At 65.8% G+C, this 23,212-nt stretch carries 19 protein-coding genes and 1 riboswitch; of the genes, 7 read left to right on the top strand and 12 right to left on the bottom strand.

Annotation, left to right across the window (positions count from 1 at the left end):
• Positions 1 to 11: 11 nt before the first annotated feature.
• Together IVB24_RS02440 and IVB24_RS02435 are read right to left on the bottom strand one after the other, a co-directional pair.
• Positions 12 to 1,379 (bottom strand): MATE family efflux transporter, encoded by a 1,368-nt coding sequence (locus IVB24_RS02440; protein WP_247771952.1) that lies wholly within the window; start codon positions 1,377 to 1,379, stop codon positions 12 to 14.
• A gap of 84 nt (positions 1,380 to 1,463) precedes the next feature.
• Complete coding sequence (locus IVB24_RS02435; RefSeq protein WP_162308835.1) at positions 1,464 to 2,045, bottom strand: DUF2239 family protein; 582 nt, start codon at positions 2,043 to 2,045, stop codon at positions 1,464 to 1,466.
• 177 nt (positions 2,046 to 2,222) lie between these two features.
• Between IVB24_RS02435 and IVB24_RS02430 the strand changes: the two genes are divergently transcribed.
• Positions 2,223 to 2,888: a glutathione S-transferase gene (locus IVB24_RS02430; protein WP_247771951.1), complete on the top strand. Its 666-nt coding sequence runs from the start codon at positions 2,223 to 2,225 to the stop codon at positions 2,886 to 2,888.
• Between the two features lie 42 nt (positions 2,889 to 2,930).
• Here IVB24_RS02430 and IVB24_RS02425 read toward each other — a convergent pair whose 3' ends face one another.
• Both IVB24_RS02425 and ggt read right to left on the bottom strand, forming a co-directional pair.
• Positions 2,931 to 4,226, bottom strand: a complete 1,296-nt coding sequence (locus IVB24_RS02425; protein ID WP_094975942.1) for an MFS transporter — start codon at positions 4,224 to 4,226, stop codon at positions 2,931 to 2,933.
• Positions 4,227 to 4,324: 98 nt separating this feature from the next.
• Positions 4,325 to 6,076, bottom strand: coding sequence for a gamma-glutamyltransferase (ggt, locus tag IVB24_RS02420; protein WP_247771950.1), 1,752 nt, complete (start codon positions 6,074 to 6,076; stop codon positions 4,325 to 4,327).
• A gap of 105 nt (positions 6,077 to 6,181) precedes the next feature.
• Between ggt and IVB24_RS02415 the strand changes: the two genes are divergently transcribed.
• On the top strand, positions 6,182 to 7,570 hold the full coding sequence (locus IVB24_RS02415; protein ID WP_247771949.1) for an MFS transporter: 1,389 nt from the start codon (positions 6,182 to 6,184) through the stop codon (positions 7,568 to 7,570).
• Between the two features lie 116 nt (positions 7,571 to 7,686).
• Here IVB24_RS02415 and purH read toward each other — a convergent pair whose 3' ends face one another.
• From purH to IVB24_RS02400, 3 genes are all read right to left on the bottom strand, one after another.
• Complete coding sequence (purH, locus tag IVB24_RS02410) at positions 7,687 to 9,279, bottom strand: bifunctional phosphoribosylaminoimidazolecarboxamide formyltransferase/IMP cyclohydrolase (RefSeq protein ID WP_247771948.1); 1,593 nt, start codon at positions 9,277 to 9,279, stop codon at positions 7,687 to 7,689.
• A 25-nt stretch (positions 9,280 to 9,304) separates the two neighbouring features.
• A riboswitch (ZMP/ZTP riboswitch) is annotated at positions 9,305 to 9,386 on the bottom strand.
• Between the two features lie 56 nt (positions 9,387 to 9,442).
• Positions 9,443 to 11,161: a heparinase II/III family protein gene (locus IVB24_RS02405; protein WP_162406942.1), complete on the bottom strand. Its 1,719-nt coding sequence runs from the start codon at positions 11,159 to 11,161 to the stop codon at positions 9,443 to 9,445.
• A gap of 156 nt (positions 11,162 to 11,317) precedes the next feature.
• A complete protein-coding gene (locus IVB24_RS02400; protein ID WP_247771947.1) occupies positions 11,318 to 12,664 on the bottom strand; it encodes a transcription antitermination factor NusB in 1,347 nt (448 codons plus the stop codon).
• Between the two features lie 184 nt (positions 12,665 to 12,848).
• Here IVB24_RS02400 and IVB24_RS02395 point away from each other — a divergent pair, with 184 nt between their 5' ends.
• Together IVB24_RS02395 and IVB24_RS02390 are read left to right on the top strand one after the other, a co-directional pair.
• The gene (locus IVB24_RS02395) at positions 12,849 to 13,046 is read left to right on the top strand and encodes a DUF1674 domain-containing protein (protein WP_247771946.1); all 198 of its coding nucleotides are present in this window, start codon (positions 12,849 to 12,851) and stop codon (positions 13,044 to 13,046) included.
• A 55-nt stretch (positions 13,047 to 13,101) separates the two neighbouring features.
• Positions 13,102 to 13,692: a thermonuclease family protein gene (locus IVB24_RS02390; protein ID WP_247771945.1), complete on the top strand. Its 591-nt coding sequence runs from the start codon at positions 13,102 to 13,104 to the stop codon at positions 13,690 to 13,692.
• A gap of 53 nt (positions 13,693 to 13,745) precedes the next feature.
• Here the strand turns inward: IVB24_RS02390 and IVB24_RS02385 are convergent, their stop codons facing one another.
• Both IVB24_RS02385 and acs read right to left on the bottom strand, forming a co-directional pair.
• On the bottom strand, positions 13,746 to 14,261 hold the full coding sequence (locus IVB24_RS02385) for a L,D-transpeptidase (RefSeq protein WP_094975935.1): 516 nt from the start codon (positions 14,259 to 14,261) through the stop codon (positions 13,746 to 13,748).
• Between the two features lie 436 nt (positions 14,262 to 14,697).
• Positions 14,698 to 16,644, bottom strand: a complete 1,947-nt coding sequence (acs, locus tag IVB24_RS02380; RefSeq protein ID WP_247771944.1) for an acetate--CoA ligase — start codon at positions 16,642 to 16,644, stop codon at positions 14,698 to 14,700.
• A 402-nt stretch (positions 16,645 to 17,046) separates the two neighbouring features.
• On the opposite strand from acs, the gene IVB24_RS02375 reads away from it, so the two are divergent.
• The gene (locus IVB24_RS02375) at positions 17,047 to 18,216 is read left to right on the top strand and encodes a DNA topoisomerase IB (RefSeq protein ID WP_166467580.1); all 1,170 of its coding nucleotides are present in this window, start codon (positions 17,047 to 17,049) and stop codon (positions 18,214 to 18,216) included.
• Between the two features lie 113 nt (positions 18,217 to 18,329).
• Here IVB24_RS02375 and IVB24_RS02370 read toward each other — a convergent pair whose 3' ends face one another.
• From IVB24_RS02370 to tsaD, 3 genes are all read right to left on the bottom strand, one after another.
• The gene (locus IVB24_RS02370; RefSeq protein WP_247771943.1) at positions 18,330 to 18,743 is read right to left on the bottom strand and encodes an EVE domain-containing protein; all 414 of its coding nucleotides are present in this window, start codon (positions 18,741 to 18,743) and stop codon (positions 18,330 to 18,332) included.
• A 153-nt stretch (positions 18,744 to 18,896) separates the two neighbouring features.
• Positions 18,897 to 19,877 carry an NAD(P)H-dependent glycerol-3-phosphate dehydrogenase gene (locus IVB24_RS02365; RefSeq protein WP_247771942.1) on the bottom strand — a complete coding sequence of 327 codons (981 nt, stop codon included), beginning with the start codon at positions 19,875 to 19,877 and terminating at the stop codon, positions 18,897 to 18,899.
• A 2-nt stretch (positions 19,878 to 19,879) separates the two neighbouring features.
• On the bottom strand, positions 19,880 to 20,953 hold the full coding sequence (gene tsaD / locus IVB24_RS02360; protein ID WP_247771941.1) for a tRNA (adenosine(37)-N6)-threonylcarbamoyltransferase complex transferase subunit TsaD: 1,074 nt from the start codon (positions 20,951 to 20,953) through the stop codon (positions 19,880 to 19,882).
• Positions 20,954 to 21,115: 162 nt separating this feature from the next.
• Between tsaD and IVB24_RS02355 the strand changes: the two genes are divergently transcribed.
• Together IVB24_RS02355 and IVB24_RS02350 are read left to right on the top strand one after the other, a co-directional pair.
• The gene (locus IVB24_RS02355) at positions 21,116 to 21,862 is read left to right on the top strand and encodes a uroporphyrinogen-III synthase (RefSeq protein WP_247771940.1); all 747 of its coding nucleotides are present in this window, start codon (positions 21,116 to 21,118) and stop codon (positions 21,860 to 21,862) included.
• A gap of 65 nt (positions 21,863 to 21,927) precedes the next feature.
• Complete coding sequence (locus tag IVB24_RS02350; protein ID WP_247771939.1) at positions 21,928 to 23,178, top strand: hypothetical protein; 1,251 nt, start codon at positions 21,928 to 21,930, stop codon at positions 23,176 to 23,178.
• Positions 23,179 to 23,212 lie beyond the last annotated feature (34 nt).

Genomic DNA, 23,212 nt, shown 5'->3' with positions numbered 1-23,212 from the left:
TTTAATGATGATCATAATACTTTGACCGTCAGACCAAGCGCAGGATTCCCCCGCTTGCGCCAGACCAGGAAGTAATAGCCCATCTGCAAAACGAACATGGCGCAGAACACGATGGGATAGGCGGCCCATATGCCCGCAAGGCCGATCGTGCGGCTCAGGATCACCGCGGCCGGCAACTCGATGGCGAGAATCGCGAAGATTGAGAGCAGCATCGGCGTCAGCGCGACGCCGGCCGCCCGCATGGCACCAGAGAACACCGTGGCGAGGCCAAACGGCACCGAGCTCCACAAGGCGATGAAGAGCAGCTCCTTCGCCAGATCGAGCACGGCGCCGTCGGTGACGAAGATGCCGAGGATCGCGCGGGGCGTGAGATAGATCAGCGCCACGAGCCCCCCGGTCAGAACCAGGTTGAAAGCGAGCCCGGTCCGCACGATGCCGTCGAGCCGGGTTCTGTCGCCGCCACCGACCGCCTGCGCGCCGAGGATCGAGACTGCGATGGAAATCGACATCGCCGTGAACTGCGTGTAGCCCATCACCTGGTTGACGGCGCCGTAGGCCGCCGTGGCGGCCGATCCATAGCCGTTGACGAGTCCGAGCAGCACCAGCTCTGCGATCGCCATCACCACCATGCCGACGGCGCTCGGCAATCCGATGCCGAGGATCTTTCCGAGCATGGCGCCGTCGAGCCTGAGGTGACGCAGCAGCGCCGCGTCCGGAGCGAGCGCGTGCTTCTTCCGCCGCAGATACAGCGCCAGCGCGATCAAGGTGAGCGCGTTCGAGATCGCGGCTGCCCATGCCGGGCTGGTGATGCCGGCCGCCGGCAGTCCGAACGACCCACGGATCAACATCGGCGTCAGGATCAGGCCGATCGCGGTCGACAACGCCAGCGCCAGCAGCGGCGTCAGCGCGTCGCCAACGCCGCGGATCATCGCCGTCATCAGCAGGAAGACGAAGCCGAGCGGCATGGTGAGCAGCATGATCCGCGCGTAGGCGCTGGCCTGGTCGAGAATGTCGGCCGGCGTCGCAAGCGCCATCATCAGCGGGCGGCTGAACAGCCCGCCGATCAGCGCGATCGAAATGGAGAGCAGAAGGCTGATCGCGAGCGTCGTACCTGCAACGCTCCGGATCTTGTCGTGCTCGCCCGCGCCAAAGGCCTGCCCGATCAGCACGGTCGCGCCGGTACTCAGCCCCATGACGAAGGCGAACAGAAAGAACATCACGGGAAAGAACACCGACACGGCCGCCAGCGCGTCGACGCCGATCATCTGGCCGAGATAGACGTTGCTGACGGTGCCGAACAGCGATTGCAGTGCGTTGCTCAGCATCAAGGGCGCGAGGAAGCGGAGAAATGTTGTCGAGAGCGGCTTGGGTGCAGACATGGATCGGCCTTTCATCAGGGCGCACGGAGCCGTTGCCGCGCGCAAGGCGCGGCCCGGCCGTCGATGGGGTTGTGTGAGAGCGCCTTAAGCGCGGTCGCTGTAGGCGAGCTTGACGATGTGGTCGCGGATGTCGGACGGCCAATCCGCGATCAGTCCGGTGAAGCGCCGCCGGTCATCCGCAAACAATGCGCGCGAAGCTTCCTCGAACTGCGGCAGGTTGCCCGCCATGGTCGACATGAAGTGATAGGCCGCATCGCGCGCCTGCCGTTCGCGGTCCTTGTCGCCGCTCGCGCGCCTCGCCTCATCGACGAGCTTGCGCAGCGCGACCGAGGCGCCGCCCGGCTGCGCGCCGAGCCACTCCCAATGTCGCGGCAACAGCGTCACCTCGCGCGCGACCACGCCGAGCTTCGGCCGGCCGCGCCCGCGCGGCTCGCTCGGTGGTACGGTTTCCTCGACCGGCGGCGGCACGAGCTTGGCCAGCCGCGCCAGCACCTCGCGATCCCCGCCGCGCAGATCGAAATCGATCGATCGACCCGTGCCGTCCTCGAAGATGATGATGGGCTCGTCCGGCCGCGGCGCCACGCGCTTGACGACCAGCGCGACCTCGCCTGCCGGCCCGGACACTAGGCGACGCTGGCCCTGGAAGGCGGTGAAAATCTTGTTCATTGGAATCATTGCCACTTTTACGACGTTCGGACTATTTAATACCCGGGTAAATTATTGACGTCAATATACCCGGGTGAAAATATCCGCTCCCCAGGCTCGACATCGCGGTCCCGGACTGGCAGGTACGCGACCGACCGACGACGCCTAGCCATCACGCCTGCCCTGGGGACCTCGCCGATGCTGACCGTTCACCACCTCAACAACTCCCGCTCGCAACGCGTGCTTTGGCTGCTCGAGGAGTTGGGCGTGCCCTACGAGATCGTGCGCTATCAGCGCCAGCCGGATATGCGCGCGCCGAAGGAGCTGCGCGCCATCCATCCGCTCGGCAAGTCGCCCGTCATCACCGACAACGGCAACACCATCGCCGAGTCGGGCGCGATCATCGAATATCTCGTCGGGACCTACGGCAACGGCCGGCTGGTTCCGCCGCCTGATACACCGGAGCGGCTGCGCTTCACCTATTGGCTGCATTATGCCGAGGGGTCCGCGATGCAGCCGCTGCTGCTCAAGCTGCTGTTCACGCTGATGCCGAAGCGCGCGCCGGCGCTGCTTCGTCCGCTGGTGCGCAAGGTCTCCAACCAGGCGCTGACCACGCTGGTCAATCCGCAGCTCAAGCAGCACATGGATTATTGGGAAGGCGAGCTCGGCAAGAGCGAGTGGTTCGCCGGCAACGAATTCACCGCAGCCGACATCCAGATGAGCTTCCCGCTGGAAGCGGCGCAAGCGCGCGGCGGGCTCGAGCAGGGCCATCCCAAGACGATGGCGTTCCTGGATCGCATCCACGCGCGCCCGGCCTATGCGCGCGCGCTGGAGAAGGGCGGGCCGTATCAGGTGGGGCGGTAAGCTTCCTCACCGCCCCAGGAAGACGGCGCACGATGGTGCCTATCAGTGCGCGTGCAGCACGCGTCCGCGTGTTTCCGGCAGCGCAAAGGCGGCGATGAAGAACACCACATAGGCGACCACCGCGAAGATCGCGATCGCATTCGCAAGCGAGGTCGACGCCGACAGCGCGCCGACGAGGAATGGAAACAGCGCGCCGATGCCGCGGCCGAAATTGTAGCAAAAGCCCTGGCCGGAGCCGCGCAGCCGCGTCGGATAGAGCTCGGTCAGGAACGCGCCGATGCCGGAGAAATAGCCCGAGGCGAAGAAGCCGAGCGGGAAGCCGAGTAGCCAGAGGATTTCGTTGGTGAGCGGCAGCTGCGTATAGAGCAGCACCACCGCCATGGCGCCGATCGAGAAGATCAGGAACAAATTGCGCCGCCCGATCCGGTCGGCAAGCCAGGCGCCGGTGAGATAACCGATGAAGGAGCCGATGATCAGCGTCGACAAATAGCCGGTCGAGCCGACGATCGACAGATGGCGCTCCTTGGTCAGGAATTGCGGCACCCAGAACGTGACGGCGTAGTAGCCGCCCTGGCAACCCGTCGCCATCAGCGAGGCCAGGATCGTGGTCTTCAAAATCGGGCCGGAGAAGATTTCCCAGATCGCCGGGCGATCGCCGCTCGCGGCGTGCCTGGCGCGAGCCTCGACCGCGATCGCCGGCTCGGTGACGGAGCGGCGGATGTAGAACACCAGGAGCGCCGGCAGCGCGCCGATCACGAACATCCAGCGCCATGCGATCTCCGGCGGCAAGACCGAGAACAGGATCGCCTGCGACAGCACCGCGAGGCCCCAGCCGACTGCCCAGCCAGATTGCACCGAGCCGACCGCGCGCCCGCGATATTGCGGCCGGATCGCCTCGCCCATCAGCACCGCGCCTGCCGCCCATTCGCCGCCGAAGCCGAGCCCGAGCACGGCACGTGCGATCAGGAGCTGTTCGAAATTCTGCACGACAGCACAGACCAGCGAAAAGAACGAGAACCAGATGATGGTGATCTGGAGCGTCCTCACCCGCCCGATATGGTCGGAGAGATAACCGCCGAGCCAGCCGCCGATCGCGGAGGCCAGCAGCGTCACCGTGCCGGCAAGGCCAGCCGAGGCCGCATCGACCTTCCACAGCGCGATGATGGTGCCGATCACCAGCGGATAGATCATGAAGTCCATGCCGTCGAGCGCCCAGCCCGCCGCGCACGCCCAGAACGTCCGGCGTTCGGGCACGTTCATGTCGCGATAGAACGCAAGAAGGCTGGTGTCTTCGATCTCCGTGCGCTCGATGCGCTGGTTCGGATCGGCTGGCGTCATGTGCGTTTCCCCGGCAGTTTCTCGAAAGCTGCGCTTTGGTAGCACGCGTGGCAGCGAGAGCTAGCGGGTCCGCGCTCCCGTGCCATGCAAATGACGTGTTACTGCCCCGCTGCTTCGGCGCCCCGCGTGCGCGGATCGGGCGCGCCGAGCGGCCCGTGGGGTGTCACGACAATCGAGTTGGCCGACGTCTGCCCCATGGGCTCGACGATGACGTGACCCATCGCCTTCAGCTCGCCCAGAACATCGCTGCGAAAGCCACGCTCGATGCGCACTTCATCCGGCAGCCATTGATGATGCAGCCGTGGCGCCGCAACTGCGGCAGCAACGTCCATCTTGTAGTCAAGGACGTTCACGATCACCTGGAGCACCGTCGAGATGATGCGGCTGCCGCCGGGCGAACCCGTCACCAGCACGGGCTTGCCGTCCTTGAGCACGATGGTCGGTGACATCGACGAGAGCGGACGTTTGCCGGGTCCGGGCAGATTGGCTTCAAAGCCGACCAAACCATAGGCGTTGGAGGCGCCGATGGCGGCGGTGAAATCGTCGAGCTCGTTGTTGAGCAGCACGCCGGTGCCGTCGGCAATGAGGCCGACGCCGTAGCTGAAGTTCAGCGTGTAGGTGTTGCTGACCGCGTTGCCGCGGGAATCGACGACAGAGAAATGCGTGGTGTTGCTGCCCTCGCGCGGCGAGGAGGCCGCGGAAACGAGCTCCTTCGACGGTGTGGCGCGTTCGATGGAGATGCCTGATCGCAGCTTGGCGGCGTAGTCCTTGGCGGTCAGCGTCTCGATCGGTGCGTTGACGAAAGCGGGATCGCCGAGATAGCGCGCGCGGTCCGCGTAGGCGCGCTTCATCGCCTCGATCAGAAGATGCAACGATGTCGGCGAGCCCTGCTTCAAATCGGCAAGCTGGAAGCCCTCGAGGATGTTGAGCGTCTCCACCAGCACGACGCCGCCCGACGAAGGCAGCGGCATCGACACGACGTCGTAGCCGCGATAGGTGCCGCGCACCGGCGCCCGGATCACAGCCTGATAGGCCTTCAGATCGGCGGGCGTCATGATGCCGCCGGCCTCAGCTACGGCCTTGGCGAGCTTTTCCGCAACCGGCCCCTCGTAGAAGCCGCGTGGCCCCTGTGCGGCGATTGTCGACAGGGTTTCGGCGAGATCGCCCTGCACCAGCCTGTCGCCTTCACCGACCGGCGTGCCATCGGGCCGCGAGAAGATCTTGGCCGAAGACGGCCAGCGTGCCAGCCGCCGATGCCAGCCCGGCATCGTGTCGGCCATGTCGTCGCTGACGACGAAACCATCGCGGGCGAGCGTGATCGCGGGCGCGAGCAATTGCGCCAGCGTGAAGTGTCCCGAGCCGTATTTCTCCCATGCCAGAGCGAGGCCCGCAACCGTGCCGGGCACGCCGACGCCGAGCGCGGAATCCCGTGACTTCGCAATATCGGGCTTGCCGTCGGCGCCGAGGAAGATTTGCGGCGTGGTCGCCGCCGGCGCCGTCTCGCGGTAGTCGATCGTGATGTCTTCGTTGCGGTCCGCGGAATGGATCACCATGAAGCCGCCGCCGCCGATATTGCCGGCACGCGGATAGGTCACGGCCATCGCAAAGCCGGTCGCGACCGCGGCATCGACCGCATTGCCACCGCTTCGCAGGATATCGGCACCGATCTGCGCGGATATCTTCTCCTGCGCGACGACCATGCCGTGCTCGGCGGCTACGGCGCGCACCGTGTCGGGTGCAGCAGGAACATAGGCCCGCCGCGCATCCTGAGCGGTCGCGGGTGCGAGACCAAACGCCAGAGTGGCAATGACGGCGAAAAACGTCCGTCGGGTCGAATGTGACGACATCATCAAAATGAAACTTCCGTCGTGGCTTCGGACAGTTCACACGCCTCGCGGCAATGCTATACGGTTTGCCTCAAGACAGCCAAAACTGTTCGTGATGAGGACTGCGTGATGACGACGATCGCCCCGGATGCGCGCATGGCCGGCGTGCCGCGGACCTATCCGCCGCGCGCCGCCGTCGTCAGCTGGATTTTCTTCGACTGGGCCGCGCAGCCTTATTTCACGCTGATCACGACCTTCGTGTTCGCGCCCTATTTCGCCACCAGCATTGCGCCGAATCCCGCCGCCGGCCAATCGCTGTGGGGATTTGCGATGGCGGCCGCGGGCCTTGCGATTGCGTTGATGTCGCCGCTGCTGGGGGCCATCGCGGACGCCTCGGGCCGTCGGAAGCCGTGGATCGCGGGATTCGGAGCGCTGCTGGTGGCGGCATCCTGCACGCTGTGGATCGGCAAGCCCGGCGATCCCTCGATCATTCCGCCGCTGCTTACAGCCGTCGCGCTTGCCAGCGTCGGCGCTGAGTTCGCCACCCTCTTCAACAATGCGATGATGCCGACGCTGGTGCCGCCGGAGCGGATCGGCCGGCTCTCCGGCACCGGCTGGGCCACCGGCTATGTCGGTGGCATCGTCAGCCTGATCATCGTGCTCGGCTTCCTCGCGGCCAACCCACAGACCGGCCGCACGTTGCTGGGCCTCACGCCGCTGTTCGGGCTCGATCCGGTCAGCCATCAGGGCGATCGCATCGTGGGGCCGCTGACCGGGCTGTGGTTCATCCTCTTCGTGACACCGTTGTTCCTGTTCACGCCGGATTATCCGGCCAAGCGCCCGATGCGCGAGGCCTTGCGTGCGGGGCTGTCGGAGCTGGGCCAATCGATCAGAAGCCTGCCGCAGCAGAGATCGCTGGCGGCATTTCTGCTCGCCAACATGATCTATACCGACGGTCTGGTGTCGCTGTTCGCCTTTGGCGGCATCTATGCTGCGGGCACCTTCGGCTGGCACACGATCCAGATCGGCACCTTCGGCATCATGCTCGCGATCGCCGGCGCGTTTGGCGCATGGTTCGGCGGCAAGCTGGACGATCGTCTCGGGCCGAAGCGCGTCATCGCCGGCAGCATGCTCGTGCTGCTGCTGTCGGTGGCGGCGATTCTCCTGGTCGACAAGGACAGTGTGTTGTTCATCCAGGTCGCGCCGCCGCAGGCAGATGCACCCTTATTCTCGAGCGCGGCCGAGCGCGCCTACCTCGTGCTGGGCTGCCTCATCGGCGCCGCCGGTGGTCCACTCCAGGCCGCCTCACGCACGCTGTTGATCCGCCTCGCACCGAGAGACCGCATCGCGCAGTATTTCGGCCTGTTTGCGCTGACCGGGAAGGTGACCTCCTTCATCGGACCGTTGCTGATCGGCACGATCACCGCGGTGACCGCAAGCCAGAAGGCCGGCATGGCCGTGCTGGTGGTGTTCTTCGTCGCGGGGTTGGGGCTGTTGATGCGGGTGAAGGAAACATGACTCCCGCCGCACTCCGTAGCCCGGATGGAGCGAAGCGCAATCCGCGAAGGTCTTTGTGAGATTGCGAAACCCGGATTTCGCTTCGCTCCATCCGGGCTGCATTCTTGCTAACGGCCTTAGTGCCGGAAATGACGCGTGCCTGTGAACACCATGGCGATGCCGTGCTCGTCGGCGGCCTTGATCACCTCGTCGTCGCGCATGGAGCCGCCGGGCTGCACCACCGCGGTGGCGCCGGCCTCGATGCAGGCGAGCATGCCGTCGGCGAACGGGAAGAACGCATCCGACGCCACCACCGAGCCCTTGGTGAGCGGTTCGGCGAGCTTCAGCTCAACTGCCGCATCCTGCGCCTTGCGCGCCGCGATCCGGGCTGAATCCACCCGGCTCATCTGGCCGGCGCCGATGCCGACGGTGGCGAGATCCTTGGCGTAGATGATGGTGTTCGACTTGACGTGTTTTGCGACCCGGAACGCGAATTTGAGGTCGCGCATCTCCGCGTCCGTGGGCGCGCGCTTGGTCACGATCTTGAACGTCATGTCGTCGACCACGGCATTGTCGCGGCTCTGCACCAGCAGGCCGCCGGCCACCGTCTTGGCGGTGAGGCCGGGCGCGCGGGGATCGGGCAGGCTGCCGGCGAGGAGCAGGCGCAGATTCTTCTTCCCGCCGATGATCGCGATCGCCTCCTCGGTCGCATCGGGCGCGATGATCACCTCGGTGAAGATTTTTGTGATCTCGCGGGCGGTGTCGGCGTCCAGCGGACGATTCATCGCGATGATGCCGCCGAAGGCCGAGGTGGAATCACAGGCCAGCGCCCTGCGGTAGGCCTCGACGAGGTTCGACCCCTCCGCGACGCCGCAGGGGTTGGCGTGCTTGACGATGACGCAGGCCGCGGTTCGCTTGGCGTCGAACTCGCCGATGCATTCATAGGCCGCATCGGTATCGTTGATGTTGTTGTAGGAGAGCTCCTTGCCCTGCAGCTGCCGCGCGGTGGAGACGCCCGGGCGCTTGTCGGGCGTCGCATAGAACGCCGCGGTCTGGTGCGGGTTCTCGCCGTAGCGCAGCGACTGGATCAGCCGGCCGCCGAGGACGCGGAAGTCAGGCGCATCGATCTCAATCTGACGGTTGAACCAGTTCGAGATCGCGGCGTCGTAGGCGCCGGTGCGCGCATAGGCCTTCGCGGCAAGCCGCCGGCGCAGCTTCAGCGTGGTCGCGCCGTTGTTGGCGGCGAGCTCGTCGAGCACGGCCTTGTAGTCATCTGCCTCGACGACGACCGCAACGTCGTCATGGTTCTTCGCGGCGGCGCGGATCATCGCGGGGCCGCCGATGTCGATGTTCTCGATGCAATCCTCGAAGCCGGCGCCTTTGTCGACGGTCGCCTCGAATGGGTAGAGATTGACCACGAGAAGATCGATCGGCGCGATGCCATGCGCCTTCATCGCGTCCGCGTGCTCCTTGTTGTCCCGAATCGCGAGCAGGCCGCCATGCACCTTCGGATGCAGCGTCTTGACGCGGCCGTCCATCATCTCGGGGAAGCCGGTGAGGTCGGAGACGTCCTTCACCTTGAGGCCGGCCGCAGCGATCGCTTTCGCGGTGCCGCCGGTCGAGACCAGCTCGACATCATGCGCGGCAAGCGCCTTGGCGAACTCGATCAGGCCGGTCTTGTCGGAGACGGAAAGCAGGGCACGGGTGACGCGGCGGGGATGGTCAGTCATGAGCAAGATCCTCTGTCTTAAGGAGTGTCTATGCCCAGGCGCGCGGCTTCTCAGTCCCGCGCTTCCCGATGGTGCTCCATCCAAGGTCGCCAGTCGCGCGAGCGAGGGCTCGATAGCAGTTTTTGGCGCGGTTCACAACGATCAGATGGGGTCGAATCCGCGGTTAGAGCGGAAGTTCCGGTTCGCGCCGGGCGTTGCGGCGGGCATTGGTGACGGTCGGCGATGCGGTGGAGCGGACGAAGCTCCAGCGGATCGAGGGCGCCTGCCGCGCGTCCTGCCGGATCACGATCTGCGCGGTGCGGCGCGGCCCGTCATTGCCGGCCAGGAACACGCTATCCTCGAGGTCGACCTTGTCGTCGAGCGCCTCGAAGGTCCAGACATCCCGGTTCGGTAGCACCAACATGACGCCGCGCGCATCCGACAGCCGGCTCGCCTTCACCGCGGGATGCAGATGGAAGCGCAATGCGAAATCGGCATCAGCGCCCTTGAAGCGTCCGCCCTGCGGCGGCGACAGCGTGTCCTCGCCGTCGATGCGCGCGCCGTCATCGGCGATCATCAGCACGCGGCGATGGATAGCGCCGAACTTGGCGAGATAGCCGTCATGCGAACTCGTGAGCAGCGTGCCGTTCTGCACGATCTCGCGATAGCTCTCGACCTCGACCGGCCCGCTGGTAACAGGCGAGCCGTGCAGGAGCCGTTTCATCGCCGACATCTCGACGAACTGGCATGACGATGTCTCGTGATAGGTCAGCGTCGAATGCGCCGCCGTGCCGCGTGCGAACGGCCGCCAATTGTCGCGGCCGGTGGTCGGCATGCCGCAATTGGTGACGATGCGGCTGATGCCGGAGGACAGCTCGAACGACAGGCAGCCGGCATGGGCGTCGTGACTGACGCCGGCCGGCGGCGGCGGGCCGGTGTCGATGATCACGGTGGTCTGGCCGGCATCGAGGCGCTGGAAGCCGGTGTGCGGCATGTTCGCCATCGGCACGCCATGGGTGTCGTCATAGGCGAGCAGCGTGGCGAGCAAGTCGGACGATGTCGCGCTCATGCCGTTGAACAGCGCGAAATTGCCGTCGCCATGCCGGAAGAAGCGCAGCATCGGCATCATGCGGTCGATCGCATTGAGCAGCGCCGGCGGTGGCGCGATGTTGCGCGCGGCAAAGGTCTGGCGCAGCGGCAGCAGGTCGATCAGGAGTTCGATCAGCGCGCCCGGGTTGCGGGAGATGTGTCCGCCGTCGGGCAGGATCTGCCGCTGCAATTCGTCCGACAGCTTCTTCGATGCGCTGCGGATGTGACGCGCCTGGTTGGCCAGGCAGAGGGCCGCATAGCACAGCGCGATCAGCACCTGGAGCTTCGGCACCCCGTCGGGAATGTCGACCATGGTATAGCGCAGGAAGCGGATTTCGCGCGCGAGCGCGCGCAGGTAGCGGCGGTAGAATTTGTTGTCGGTCTCGTTGAGCACCAGCGGCGCCTGCGACAGCAGCGAGATCACGCGCCGGGCCAGCACGTCGGCGCGTCGCGCGACCGGGCGACGCTTGTTGGCGGGATTGGCGATCCAATCCTCGATCAGCGCGCGCGCATTCGCCCGTGTCAGCGCAGTGTCGGCGGCGCGCAAATGGCGCAGCCAGCCGAAGCCGAGCAGCGCGACCTCCCAATCCTCCGACGGCGGCTCGAGATCGAAGATCGAACGGCCGTGGCAATTGACGATCTTGCCGGCGAAGACGAATCGGCCGGCATAGATTTCGGCGGCGCGAGTCGCATCCGCGGTGCGCAGATCGTGCGGTGCGATGATCAGCCTGTCCGTGCGTCCCGGCCAGACCCGCGACAGCGCAACGGAACCGCCGCTCGCGCGCGCAAGCACGTTCCGCGCGAAGCGGTTCATGACCAGCGTCGAGATACGTCTGCGTTGAGCGACTGACACGCCTTGCCTTGAAGGGGGAGAGGATTCCGACGAATCCTTATTAATCCCAAAATCGAACGGCTGACACCACCTTGAACGGCGCGAATCAGCGTCGTGGTCGCAAAATCCAGTGCAAAATCAGGATTTAACGAGTCGGGCCGCGAAAAATCCGTCGAGCCCGCCGAGCTTGGGATCGGCGTTCGGCAGATGGCTGGGCAGAGTGCGAAGATCGCCTTCGGGGGTGAGGATTTCGCTCAGGCCCGCGACCTCCGGCGCCTCGATCGGAACGCGGCGAAGCGCAGGTTCGGCCGCGAGCAGCGTGGCCACGGGCTGCTCGCCTTCTTCGGGTTCCAGCGAGCAAGTGCAATAGATCAGCGTACCGCCCGGCTTGAGCAGCGTCACCGATTTTCGCAGCAGCCGCTGCTGCAGCACGGTCATGGCGGTGACATCGGATTCCTGCCGCAGCCACGCCACATCCGGATGGCGGCGGATCGTGCCGGTCGAGGTGCAGGGCGCGTCGACCAAAATACCGTCGAATCCTTCGGCAGGGCCGGCCCATTCCACGGCGTCAGCGACGACGGTCTCAGCCTGGAGCGACAGTCGCGCCAGGTTTTCACGCAGCCGCGCCACCCGGGCCGGCGAGCGGTCGATCGCCGTGACATGCGCGCCGGCATGCGCCAGTTGCGCGGTCTTGCCGCCTGGGGCGGCGCAGAGATCGGCAATGGACTTGCCCTTGACGTCGCCGAACAGCCGGGCCGGCAGCGCCGCGGCGGCGTCCTGCACCCACCATTGTCCCTCGGCGAAGCCGGGCAGCATGGTCACCGAGCCGTGCAGCAGCATCCGCACCGTTCCGGTCGGCAGCGTCTCGCCATGCAGGCGACTCGCCCATTGCGTGGCATCGGACTTCACGGTGAGATCGAGCGAGGGCTCGTGGCCGAGCGCCCGCGCCATCTCCCTTGCGGTTGCTTCGCCATAATGCGCGCTCCAGCGCGCGAGCAGCCATGGCGGCAGATCCAGCGATTGCGCCGCGACCTCCTCGACCAGCGCCGTCCCCTCGCGCGCGCAGCGGCGCAGCACGGCATTGACGAGGCCGGCATAGCGCGCGGCGCGCCGGTCGGATTGCACCAGGCGAACGGAGAGGTCGACGGCCGCGTGATCCGGCACGTCCATCCAGAGGATCTGCGCCGCGCCGATCAGGAGCGCGCTCTGCGCGCGCGGCGCCTCGGAGGGGATGCCCTTGTCGAGCAGGCGAGACAGCACATGGCCGAGCGTGCCGAGCCGGCGCAGCACGGTCGCGACCAGGCGGCGCATCAGCGCGCGGTCGCGGTCGGCCAGCGTTTTCAGTCCGGGATGGGCGCCGCTGCCGTCGAGCTGGTCGTCGAGCGTACGGTGCTTGTGCAGCACGCCGTCGACGATGTCGGCAGCGATCCGTCGTGCTGCAAGGCCTGGCACTTCGGACGGAGGAGCAAAACGTTGAGATGGCATGCGGCTTAAGGTTCTGAGCGAGCGGCAGTTCCGCCGAGGGGCGCATGCCTTGAGAACCCGATCTCTGGCACGCGAATATGCCAAATGTAAGAAAGGCCTCTCGCCTTTACAGCCCGCCATGACCATCTCAGCAATGCGATATTGGACCTCGCATGTCCCCAGATCCTGCGCTAGGAACCGCGCGATGAGTGACCAGGCCTCCGTTCCCGATCGCAAGAAACTTCCGCAGGCCGCCCAGCGCGCGCTGGCTGAGGCCGAGGCGCGCCGGCAGGCAGCGGCCGCGCATGATAAGGCCGCGCCGAAGGAATTGCAGGGGCCGAAAGGACCTGAGCCCACCCGCTACGGCGATTGGGAGCGCAAGGGTATCGCTTCGGACTTCTGAGACGCCGGTCACTCGCTCTTGCCGGTTCAGCCGACTCAGCCCTAGCGTGCGCGGGATGTCGCGCTTCGATCCCAACCATCCCTACCGGCCCTCCTACAGCGGCTCGCCTTTCGGCCGCCGCTTCTCCGGGCTGCTGCCGTGGATGTTCGTGGTCGGCATCGTCACGGCGATCGTGCTCGGCTTTCGCCATGGAACGACGTGGCCCATTCCACATGCGGATGACGGACAGTCGCGCGATGCCGAGATCATCCTGCAGCACTCCGGCAATTCCAACATGCGTCAGCCGGTCGATGTTGTCAGAACCGTCGACGGCGATACTTTCCTTGCGCGTGTGCATCAGCCCAATGGCCGCGATCTCGTTGCGCGCGTTCGCCTGCGCGGCATCGATGCACCCGAGATGAAAGCATCCTGCCAGGACGAGCTCGACAAGGCCGAGGCCGCGAGCGATGCGCTGCGCAATCTGCTCGGCCAGGGCGGCGTCGCGATCTTCAATCTCGGCCAGGACAAATATGCCCGCGTGCTCGCGGACGTCGCGACCAAACGCACTGCCAACGTCTCGGCGGCGTTACTCGCAGGCGGCTATGTGCGCAGCTACGATGGTGGCCACCGCAACGGCTGGTGCGGACGCGGCTGGCGCTTCTGGTAACAAAAAGCCGCATAGATCGATGCGGCTTTTTCAATTCAGGTCGGGCGCGGCGATCAGCGCGTCACGACCACCGTCGTGCCGACGGAGACGCGGCCGTAGAGATCGGTGATGTCGTCGTTGAGCATGCGGATGCAGCCATAGGAAACGAAGCCGCCGATCGAGCCCGGCACGTTGGTGCCGTGGATCGCATATTCGCCGCCGGCCAGCGTCATCGCCGCGACGCCCATCGGGTTGCGCGGCGAGCCGCCGGGAATGACGTCCGGGATGCTCGGCTTGTCGCGCTTCACCTCGGCCGGCGGTGCCCAGGCCGGGTTGCGATATTTGCCGTCGATGCGCGTGGTGCCGGCCCACTGCTTGCCGGACTTGCCGACGCCGACCGGATAGCGCACGGCGTGGCCGCTATCGAGAATGAGGTAAAGCCGCCGCTCGCTGGTTTTGACCACGATCGTGCCCGGCGAATAGTCGGCCAGATGGGCCCCCACCATTTCCGGCCGCGCCTGCGCCGCCGTCGGCATCAACACACCTGCCCCGATGGTGGCGGCGAGCGCCACAGCAATCCTTATCGACATCGATTTTCCCCCAGCCCGCAACGGATCGTCCAAAATGACGCACAACCGGCAATCGCCACCTTGCCCGTCCTTGTCAGGGGACAATCTTAACCGCGCCCGTTAACCGGTTGGTTTCCACGCACGGCCGCCAAGGGGCAGCCAGCGGGGGAAACAAAGGAAATGTTCGAAATAAAGTAAATGACCTGAAAACAACACTCGGCCGGAAAGATGCGGCCGCGCGGGTGCAAGCCCTGACAAGTCCGTGAGGGTGTGAACGGCTGTTGTTTCAGGGGGCCTCGGCGCGAAAGGCCGACTCGTGTCCCGGACGCGCTGCAGCGCCCTGGCGCTGCTGCGCCGAGCCGGACTCGGTTCTTTCGTTGCACGGTTGGATGAGCCCCGGCTCGGCAGCGCACCGCGAAGTGCGCGCCGCGCTGCGTCCGGGGCACAAGAGCTTGCCTTAGGCCGACTTCTTGTTCTGCCGGTTCTGGACGAGATCATCGACCACGGCGGGATCGGCCAGGGTCGACGTGTCGCCCAGGCTGCCCGGCTCGTCCTCGGCGATCTTGCGCAGGATGCGGCGCATGATCTTGCCGGAACGGGTCTTGGGCAGGCCCGGCGCGAACTGGATCTGGTCGGGCGAGGCGATCGGGCCGATTTCCTTGCGCACCCAGGTGACGAGCTCCTTGCGCAGGTCGTCGGTCGGCTCGATGCCGGCCATCAGGGTGACATAGGCGTAGATGCCCTGGCCCTTGATGTCGTGCGGGAAGCCGACCACGGCAGCCTCCGAGACTTTCTCATGCGCCACCAGCGCGCTCTCGACTTCCGCGGTGCCCATGCGATGGCCGGAGACGTTGATGACGTCGTCGACGCGGCCGGTGATCCAGTAATAGCCGTCGGCATCGCGGCGGCAGCCGTCGCCGGTAAAGTACTTGCCCTTGTAGGTCGAGAAATAGGTCTGCTCGAAGCGGGCATGGTCTCCGTAGACCGTGCGCATCTGGCCGGGCCAGGATCGCGTCAGGCAGAGATTGCCCGAGGTCTCGCCGTCCAGCACCTTGCCGTCGGCGTCGACGATCTCAGGCACCACGCCGAAGAACGGCTGTGTCGCCGAGCCCGGCTTGAGCCTGGTCGCGCCCGGCAGCGGGGTGATCAGGATGCCGCCGGTCTCGGTCTGCCACCAGGTATCGACGATCGGGCAGCGGTCGTCGCCGACGACGCGGTGATACCACTCCCAGGCTTCGGGATTGATGGGTTCGCCGACCGAGCCGAGCAGACGAAGCGAGGCGCGCGAGGTCTTCTTCACCGGCTCGTCGCCGCTCTGCATGAGGGCGCGGATCGCGGTCGGCGCGGTGTAGAAGATGTTGACCTTGTGCTTGTCGATGACGTTCCAGAACCTGGAATTATCCGGATAATTCGGCACGCCTTCGAACATCAGCGTGGTCGCGCCGTTCGCCAGCGGCCCGTAGAGGATGTAGCTGTGGCCGGTGACCCAGCCGACGTCGGCGGTGCACCAGTAGATGTCGCCGTCATGATAATCGAAGACGTATTGATGCGTCATCGAGGCGAACACGAGATAGCCGGCGGAGGTGTGCAGCACGCCCTTGGGCTGGCCGGTCGAGCCTGAAGTGTAGAGGATGAACAGCGGGTCTTCGGCGTGCATGTGCTCGACCGGGCATTCCGTCGTCACCATCGCCGCCGCCTCGTGGTACCAGAGGTCGCGCGTCGGGTTCATGTCGACCTTGCCGCCGGTGCGCTTGACCACCACGACCCAGTCGACGTCATCGGCCTTGGCGAGCGCGGCGTCGACATTGGCCTTCAGCGGCACCTTCTTGCCGCCGCGCAGGCCTTCGTCCGCGGTGATGATGACCTTGGATTTGCAGTCATTGATGCGCTGGGCGAGGCTGTCCGGCGAGAAGCCCGCGAACACCACCGAGTGGATCGCGCCGATGCGCGCGCAGGCGAGCATCGCATAGGCCGCCTCTGGAATCATCGGCAGGTAGATGGTGACGCGGTCGCCCTTCCCCACGTTGCGGGTGCGCAGGATGTTGGCCATCCGGCAGACTTCGTCATGCAGCTCCTTGTAGGTGATGTGCCTGGACTGCGAGGGGTCGTCGCCTTCCCAGATGATCGCGGTCTGGTCGCCGCGGGTGTGGAGATGCCGATCGACGCAGTTATGGGCGACGTTGAGGATTCCGTCCTCGAACCATTTGATCGAGATGTTGCCCGGCGCAAAGGAGACGTTCTCGATTTTCGTCGGCGCGTGCATCCAGTCGATGCGCTTGGCCTGTTCGGCCCAGAAACCGTTCGGGTCCGAGATCGAGCGAGCGTACATTTCCTTGTACTTGGCCTGGTCGACCCAGGCGCGCTTCGCCCATTCCGCGGGGACGTCGTAGATCTTCTCGGACATGCTTTCCCTCCACATACGGCAGGCCGAACGCTAGCGACTGGCGAGCCGACTTGATCATTGACTGATTATGCGTCGGGCTAACCGGGCCCGACAAGGAGCACAAGCTGGACCTTCGGCGGCCCACCGGCCATGCGGAAGATCAAGGTCACCCGTTGTGATTGTCGCAGTTCTGAAACAGGCCAAACGGGCGGCTTCGGGTTCTTTCCTCAGGTGTGCGGATCGGGCCTGCGCAGAGCCCTCATGCACCGACAGAGGTATTTAGAAACCACATCTCACTGATTCGGGACTCGCAATACGGTTCGGAACACCCTAAATGGCCAACCCGGGTCCAACGAGATCCTTCGGAACAAAAATCAGAACAGCGGCATTGACCGATAACAGACAGGGCTTAGGCATAAGGCTATGATGGATCAGCAGAATCTCGGGACGATACGGCCCGCTTCAGCCGATCCTGCCGCTATTGCGCTGGCCAAAGCCCTCGGTCAATGGCCGAAACCGGCCCCTTTCAGGCGTCCGAGCCCGAAAAAGGCCTTCGACACGGCGCCCGCGGCGACGGTCGAGGCGCTCGCCAAGGAGCTCGGCCTGCGGCTCGGGGACCAGAACGAGCTGACCATCCGCCGCATCAAGCGCGGCAAAGGCTATTCCTTCGTCCGCCCCAACGGCGCACATATTCGCGACGCCCGCACCATCCGCCGGCTGCACGCCATGGCGGTGCCGCCGGCCTATCGCGAGGTGCGTTACTCCGCCGATCCGAGCTTGCATCTCCAGGCCGTGGGACGCGATGCCGCGGGCCGGCTGCAATATCGCTATCATGCCGATTGGGAGAAGGTCCGCGAGCACCGCAAGGCGCATCGCCTGGAAAAGCTCGTCGGCGCGCTGCCAAAGATCCGGCGCAAGGTCTCGGCGTTCCTGTCGGGCGACGAACCGACGCGTGAATTCGCGCTCTCGGCCGTGATCGAGCTGATCGCGCGCACCGCGATCCGCCCCGGCAATGAATCCTACGCCCGTCTCAACGGCACGCGTGGCGCGACCACGATGCTGAAGTCCAACGTCACGCTGGAAGACGACAGCTTCGTGCTGACCTTCAAGGCGAAGGGCGGCAAGGCGGTGCGGAAAGAATGCGACGCTGCCAAGCTGGTGCGCGCTATCGGTATTCTCCGCGACGTTCCGGGCAAGCGCATGTTCCAGTATCGCGATGCCTACGGCATCGTGCGGGCGGTCAGCACCACGCAGGTCAACGCGTTTCTGCGCGAGATCGCCGGCATCAAGATTTCGCTGAAGGATTTCCGCACGCTGATGGCCTCGGCCGTCGTCGTCGAATCGCTGTCGCGGATCACACCGGCGACCAGCCAGCGCGGCCGCAAGAAGCAGGTGCTGGACGCAATCCGCGCCGCCGCCGACAAGCTTTCCAACACGCCGGCAATCTGCCGCAAAAGCTACGTCCACGACACCATCGTCACCGCTTTCGAGGATGGCATCCTCGAGCGCTTCGCCGCGACCATGAAGGGCCAGCGCTCGCAGGCGCGGCGCGAGCAGCTCTTGCAGCAGGTTGTCGCGACCGCCGCAGTGTAACGCGGTGCCGTAGGGTGGGCAAAGCGCAGCGTGCCCACCACTTCTAACGAGATATCGAGAAAGATCGTGGGCACGGCGCTAAGCGCGCTTTGCTCAGAGCTGCATCTGCCGCTCTAAACCCCGCCCATCTTGCAGACGAGCTTCCATTCCTCGGCCGTCACCGGCTGCACCGACAGGCGCGAATATTTCACCAGTGCCATCTCGGCGAGTTTCTTCTCGGTCTTGATTGCGGCCATCGTCACCGGTGTCTTCAACGGCTTGTCGGCCTTGATGTCGACGCAGACGAATTTTTCTGTCTTGTCCGTCGGGTCGGGATAGGCCTCCTTGATGATCTCGGCGATGCCGACGATCTCCTTGCCTTCGTTGGAATGATAGAAGAACGCCTTGTCGCCCTTCTTCATGTTCACGAGGTTGATGCGTGCGGTGTAGTTGCGCACGCCGGTCCAGGCTTCGCCCTTGGCGCCCTTTGCGACCTGCTGGTCCCAGGACCACACCGATGGTTCGGATTTCACCAGCCAGTAGTTCATAGCGCGCGCCCTATCCGTTCGTCATGGCCGGGCATAGCCGTCCGAAGGACGGCGTCGCTTCCGCTCGCCTATGTCCCGGCCATCCAAACCTCTACCATCAATTCATATCAAGACGTGGATGCCCGCGACAAGCTTGGGTATGACGAGAAGATGTCATTCCTCTGCCTTGAAGGGGCGCGTCATCAGTGCGGAGATCGCGGCGTCGATCGTGCTCCGGCCGCTCAGGATCGAAGCCACAGCTTCTGACACCGGCATCTCGACGTTGCGCGAAGCCGCGAGTTCGATCAGCACCGGCGCGGTGAACTCGCCCTCGGCAAGCTTGCCCGCGGGTGGCTGCTCGCCGCGGCCGAGTGCGAGGCCAAGGGCGAAATTGCGCGACTGCGGGCTCGAGCAGGTCAGGATCAAATCGCCGAGGCCGGACAGGCCGGTGATCGTCTCGCTGCGTGCGCCGAGGGCGCGGCCGAGGCGCGTCAGCTCGGCAAAGCCGCGGGTCGTCAGCGCAGCCTGGGCGGAGGCGCCGAGCTTGCGTCCGACCGCGATGCCGACCGCGATCGCCAGCACGTTCTTGGCCGCGCCGCCGATCTCGACGCCGCGAATGTCGGTGGAGTGATAGGGACGGAACGTCGGTGAGCCCAGCGCCTGCACCAGGTTGCTCGCCAGTGCCTCGTCCTTTGCCGCCAGCGTCACTGCCGTCGGCAAGCCGCGCGCGACATCGTCGGCAAAGCTCGGGCCCGACAGGATCGCAGGCTGCGCGTGCGGCGCGGCCTCCGCGATCACATCGGTCATGAATTTATGGGTGCCGTGCTCGATGCCCTTGGCGCAGGCAACGATCGGCACCGGCCTTGTCAGATGCGAGGCCAGCATGTTGACCGCGCCACGCAAATGCTGCGCCGGTGTTGCGATCAGCAATATGCCGGCGCGCGACGACTTGGCGAGATCGCTGGTGACGACGATTTCTGGAGCGATCCGCACGCCGGGCAGCCGCGGATTGTCGCGCGTCGATGCGATCCGCGCGGCGTGCTCGGCATTGCGCGCCCAGAGCGTGACGGTCCGTCCCGCCCGCGCCGCCACGGTTGCGAGTGCGGTGCCCCAGGCCCCCGCTCCGATCACCGCGACGGAATCGAACGCTGGCATTGCTAGTATCCAGCCCGGGTCTTGCCGTAGCCCGCCGGCGCCGTTGCGTTGGCGTCGAGCAGCCAGCGCGCGCGGGGGTGCGCTTCCATCGTATCGGTCAGGCCGAGCGCAAGGCGTTCGGCGCCGGCCCAGGCGATCATTGCGCCATTGTCGGTGCAGAGCGCAGGCGGCGGCATGATCAATTGCGTCCCGGCTTGCCGTGCGACCTCATCGAGGGCACCGCGGATCGCCTGATTGGCGGCGACGCCGCCGGCCGCGACCAACGCGCGCGGCGCGCCGAATTTTTCGCGGAACAGCCTGAGGCCGACGCTCAACCGGTCGGCGGTCGAATCCAGCACGGCGGCCTGGAAGCTCGCGCAGAGATCGCTGATGTCCTGCGGCGTGATCTCGCCTAGCCGGCTCGCTTCGGTGCGGACCGCCGTCTTCAATCCCGACAGCGAGAAATTGGCATCGGGTCGTCCCTGCATCGGTCGCGGAAGCGCAAAGCGCGTGGCGTCGCCGCTTGCGGCCGCGCGTTCCACCTGCGGACCGCCTGGATAAGGCAGGCCCAGCATCTTCGCGACCTTGTCGAAGGCCTCGCCGATCGCATCGTCGACGGTGGTGCCGAGCCGCACATATTGGCCGACGCCGGTGACCGCGACGATCTGGGTATGGCCGCCCGAGGCGAGGAACAGGCAATAGGGAAATTCGATTCCGTCCGTGAGGCGTGGCGTCAGCGCATGCGCTTCGAGATGGTTGACCGCGACCAGCGGCGTGTCGTGCACCATCGCGATCGCCTTTGCGGTGGTGAGTCCGACGATGACGCCGCCGATCAGGCCCGGCCCGGCCGCGGCCGCGACGCCGCCGAGCTGGGCGAAGCTGACGCCGGCCTCCTGCATCGCGCGCTCGATGATGCCGTCGAGCAGGTCGACATGAGCGCGGGCGGCGATCTCCGGCACCACGCCGCCGAAGCGGGCGTGTTCCTCGATCTGCGAGCGCACGATGTTGGACAGGATCCTGCCGCTGCCGTCAGGCGTGCGTTCGACCACCGCCGCGGCGGTCTCGTCGCAGGTTGTTTCGATGCCCAGTACCAGCATTGGCGAATTGTTATCCAATTTGCGCCCTTCTCATCCCCCTTGCGCTCATCCGCAAAGCAGAGTTCTGGTACGTCCGGTAGCATTCCGGGGCCAGATTGCGCAATCGCCGCGCGCGGCTTCCTCACGAATGCGTCGCCGCCAATTGGTTCGGGAACACCAGCGATGTCCATTCTCGTTACTCGGCCGCATCCCGACAATGAGGCGACGGCGGAAGGTCTGCGCGCGCGGGGGCTTGCGGTGCTGCTTGCGCCGGTGCTCAAGTTCGAGCCGGTTGCCTTCCATGACGGGAGTGAAGCTACCTACGGCGCCATCCTCGTCACATCCGCCAACGCGATCCGTGCCGTCGCGCCACAATTGCGGGATCTTGGTCTGTTGGAGCTGCCGTTGTTTGCGGTCGGCGAGCATACGGCTGCTGCGGCGCGCGGCGCCGGCTTTGCCGAGGTGCTCGTCGCCAGCGGCGATGCCGCGTCCTTGCGCGACAAGGTGATGCAGAGCGCCCGCGACAAGGTGCTGAAGAAGAAGAGCACGCTGCTGTATCTTGCAGGCGCGGATCTGTCGCGCGACCTCGGCGGCGAGCTTGGTGCTGAGGGGTTTAGCGTGGTCACGCAGACGACCTATCGCATGGCGCCGGTCAAGCATCTGCCGCGCGAGGTCTGCGAGGGCTTCGCGGCCCACGGCGTCGAGGCGGTGCTGCACTACTCCCGGCGCAGCGCCCGGGCATTCCTGGATGCCGCCAGGGACGAAGGCGTCGAGATCTCGGCGCTGGCGATCCCGCAATGCTGCCTGTCCGAGACGGTCGCCAGCGTGCTGCGCGATGCCGGCGCGTCGCAGGTCCTGGTGGCTGCAACGCCGGACGAAAATGCCCTATTTGACACCTTGGAGCGTGCTTTGCGCACCCGTTTGGCGTAAGAGGTCGGGCCGAATCCGACGTAATCGGGTCCGTCCCGAGTATGGAAGTGTGAGGAACCGTCACGATGGCCGACGACAAGCCCGAAGACGCAGGATTGGCTCCTGAGTCCGGCCGTGCCAAGCGCACTCCGCCCACCATCGACCTCGAAGCCACCGAAGTCTCGACCCAGCCGCAGGAAACGGCCGTCGAGCCGGAGGCGCACCCAGAGCCCGAGCCGGCCGCGCACGAGCAGGCCAGGGTCGAGGGAGCCGAGTTCGGAGAGATCAAGTCCGAAGCGTTCAAGTCTGAAGAGATCGAGTCCGAACCGCAGCCTGAACGCGCCGAGGAACAGCCTGCCGTCGTGTCCGCGCCGATTTCGCCCTGGATCATCGCGCCGTTCTCCGGCGCTGCCGCAGCCGCGGTCGTGATCGGGGTCGGCTGGATCCTGGGCTGGCCCGCCGTGCAGGCGCCGCCGGCCACCCCGCAAGTCACGAGCACGACGGTCGATGCGCTGAGCGGCCGCGTTGCGGCAGTCGAAGCCAGGGCCGGCAAGCCCGCCGTCGATCCGGCGATGGCGGCGCGGATCGACGCGCTGGAGAAGTCCGCAAGCAGCTTGCGCAGCGACGTCGCCAATCTGCGGACGCAACTCGACAAGACCGCGAGCACATTGAACGATGCCCAATCGGCGCCGCGCGCTGCCGCACCCGACCTCGCCGCTCTGAGCGACCGCATCGCCCAGCTCGAGCGCGCCGCCAAGACCGAACGCGCCGAGCTCGCGCAGCAGGGCGAGAAGATCGCCGATGCGAAGACGATGGATGACAAGCCGCTGCGCCATGTGGTGGCGGCGGCCCTGCTCGATGTCGCCGTTCGTCACGGCGATGCGTACCAATCGCAATTGGCCGCAGCGCGGTCGATGGCGGCAAAGCCCGATATGCTGAAGCCGCTCGACACCTTTGCCGCGTCAGGCATCCCGACGCCGGTGGCGCTGAGCCGCGAGCTGCTCAACATCGTGCCGAAGCTGTCGCCGCCGGTGGAAGCCCAGACCAGCGGCACGGGCATCGTCGAGCGCCTCCAGGCAGGAGCGTCGAAGCTCGTCCGCATCGAGCGCACCGACGGGGTCGGCAATGACCGCGGCGCCATCGTCGCGCGGGTGACGGCGGCTGCGTTGCGCAATGATTTCGTGGAAGCGCGACGCGAACTCAAGATGCTGCCCGAGGCCGACCGTGCACCGGCACAGGCCTGGCTCGACAAGGCCGATGCCCGCGACGCTGCGCTCGCCGCCTCCCGCAAATTCGCCGACGATGCGATGGCGGATCTCGTCAAGCCTGCTCAATAAAGGTTCGCGCAACAATCAGCGCGTATAGGGATCG

The sequence above is a fragment of the Bradyrhizobium sp. 192 genome (assembly GCF_023100965.1).
GTDB lineage: Bacteria > Pseudomonadota > Alphaproteobacteria > Rhizobiales > Xanthobacteraceae > Bradyrhizobium > Bradyrhizobium symbiodeficiens.
This window is presented reverse-complemented; position numbering and strand designations above follow the sequence as displayed.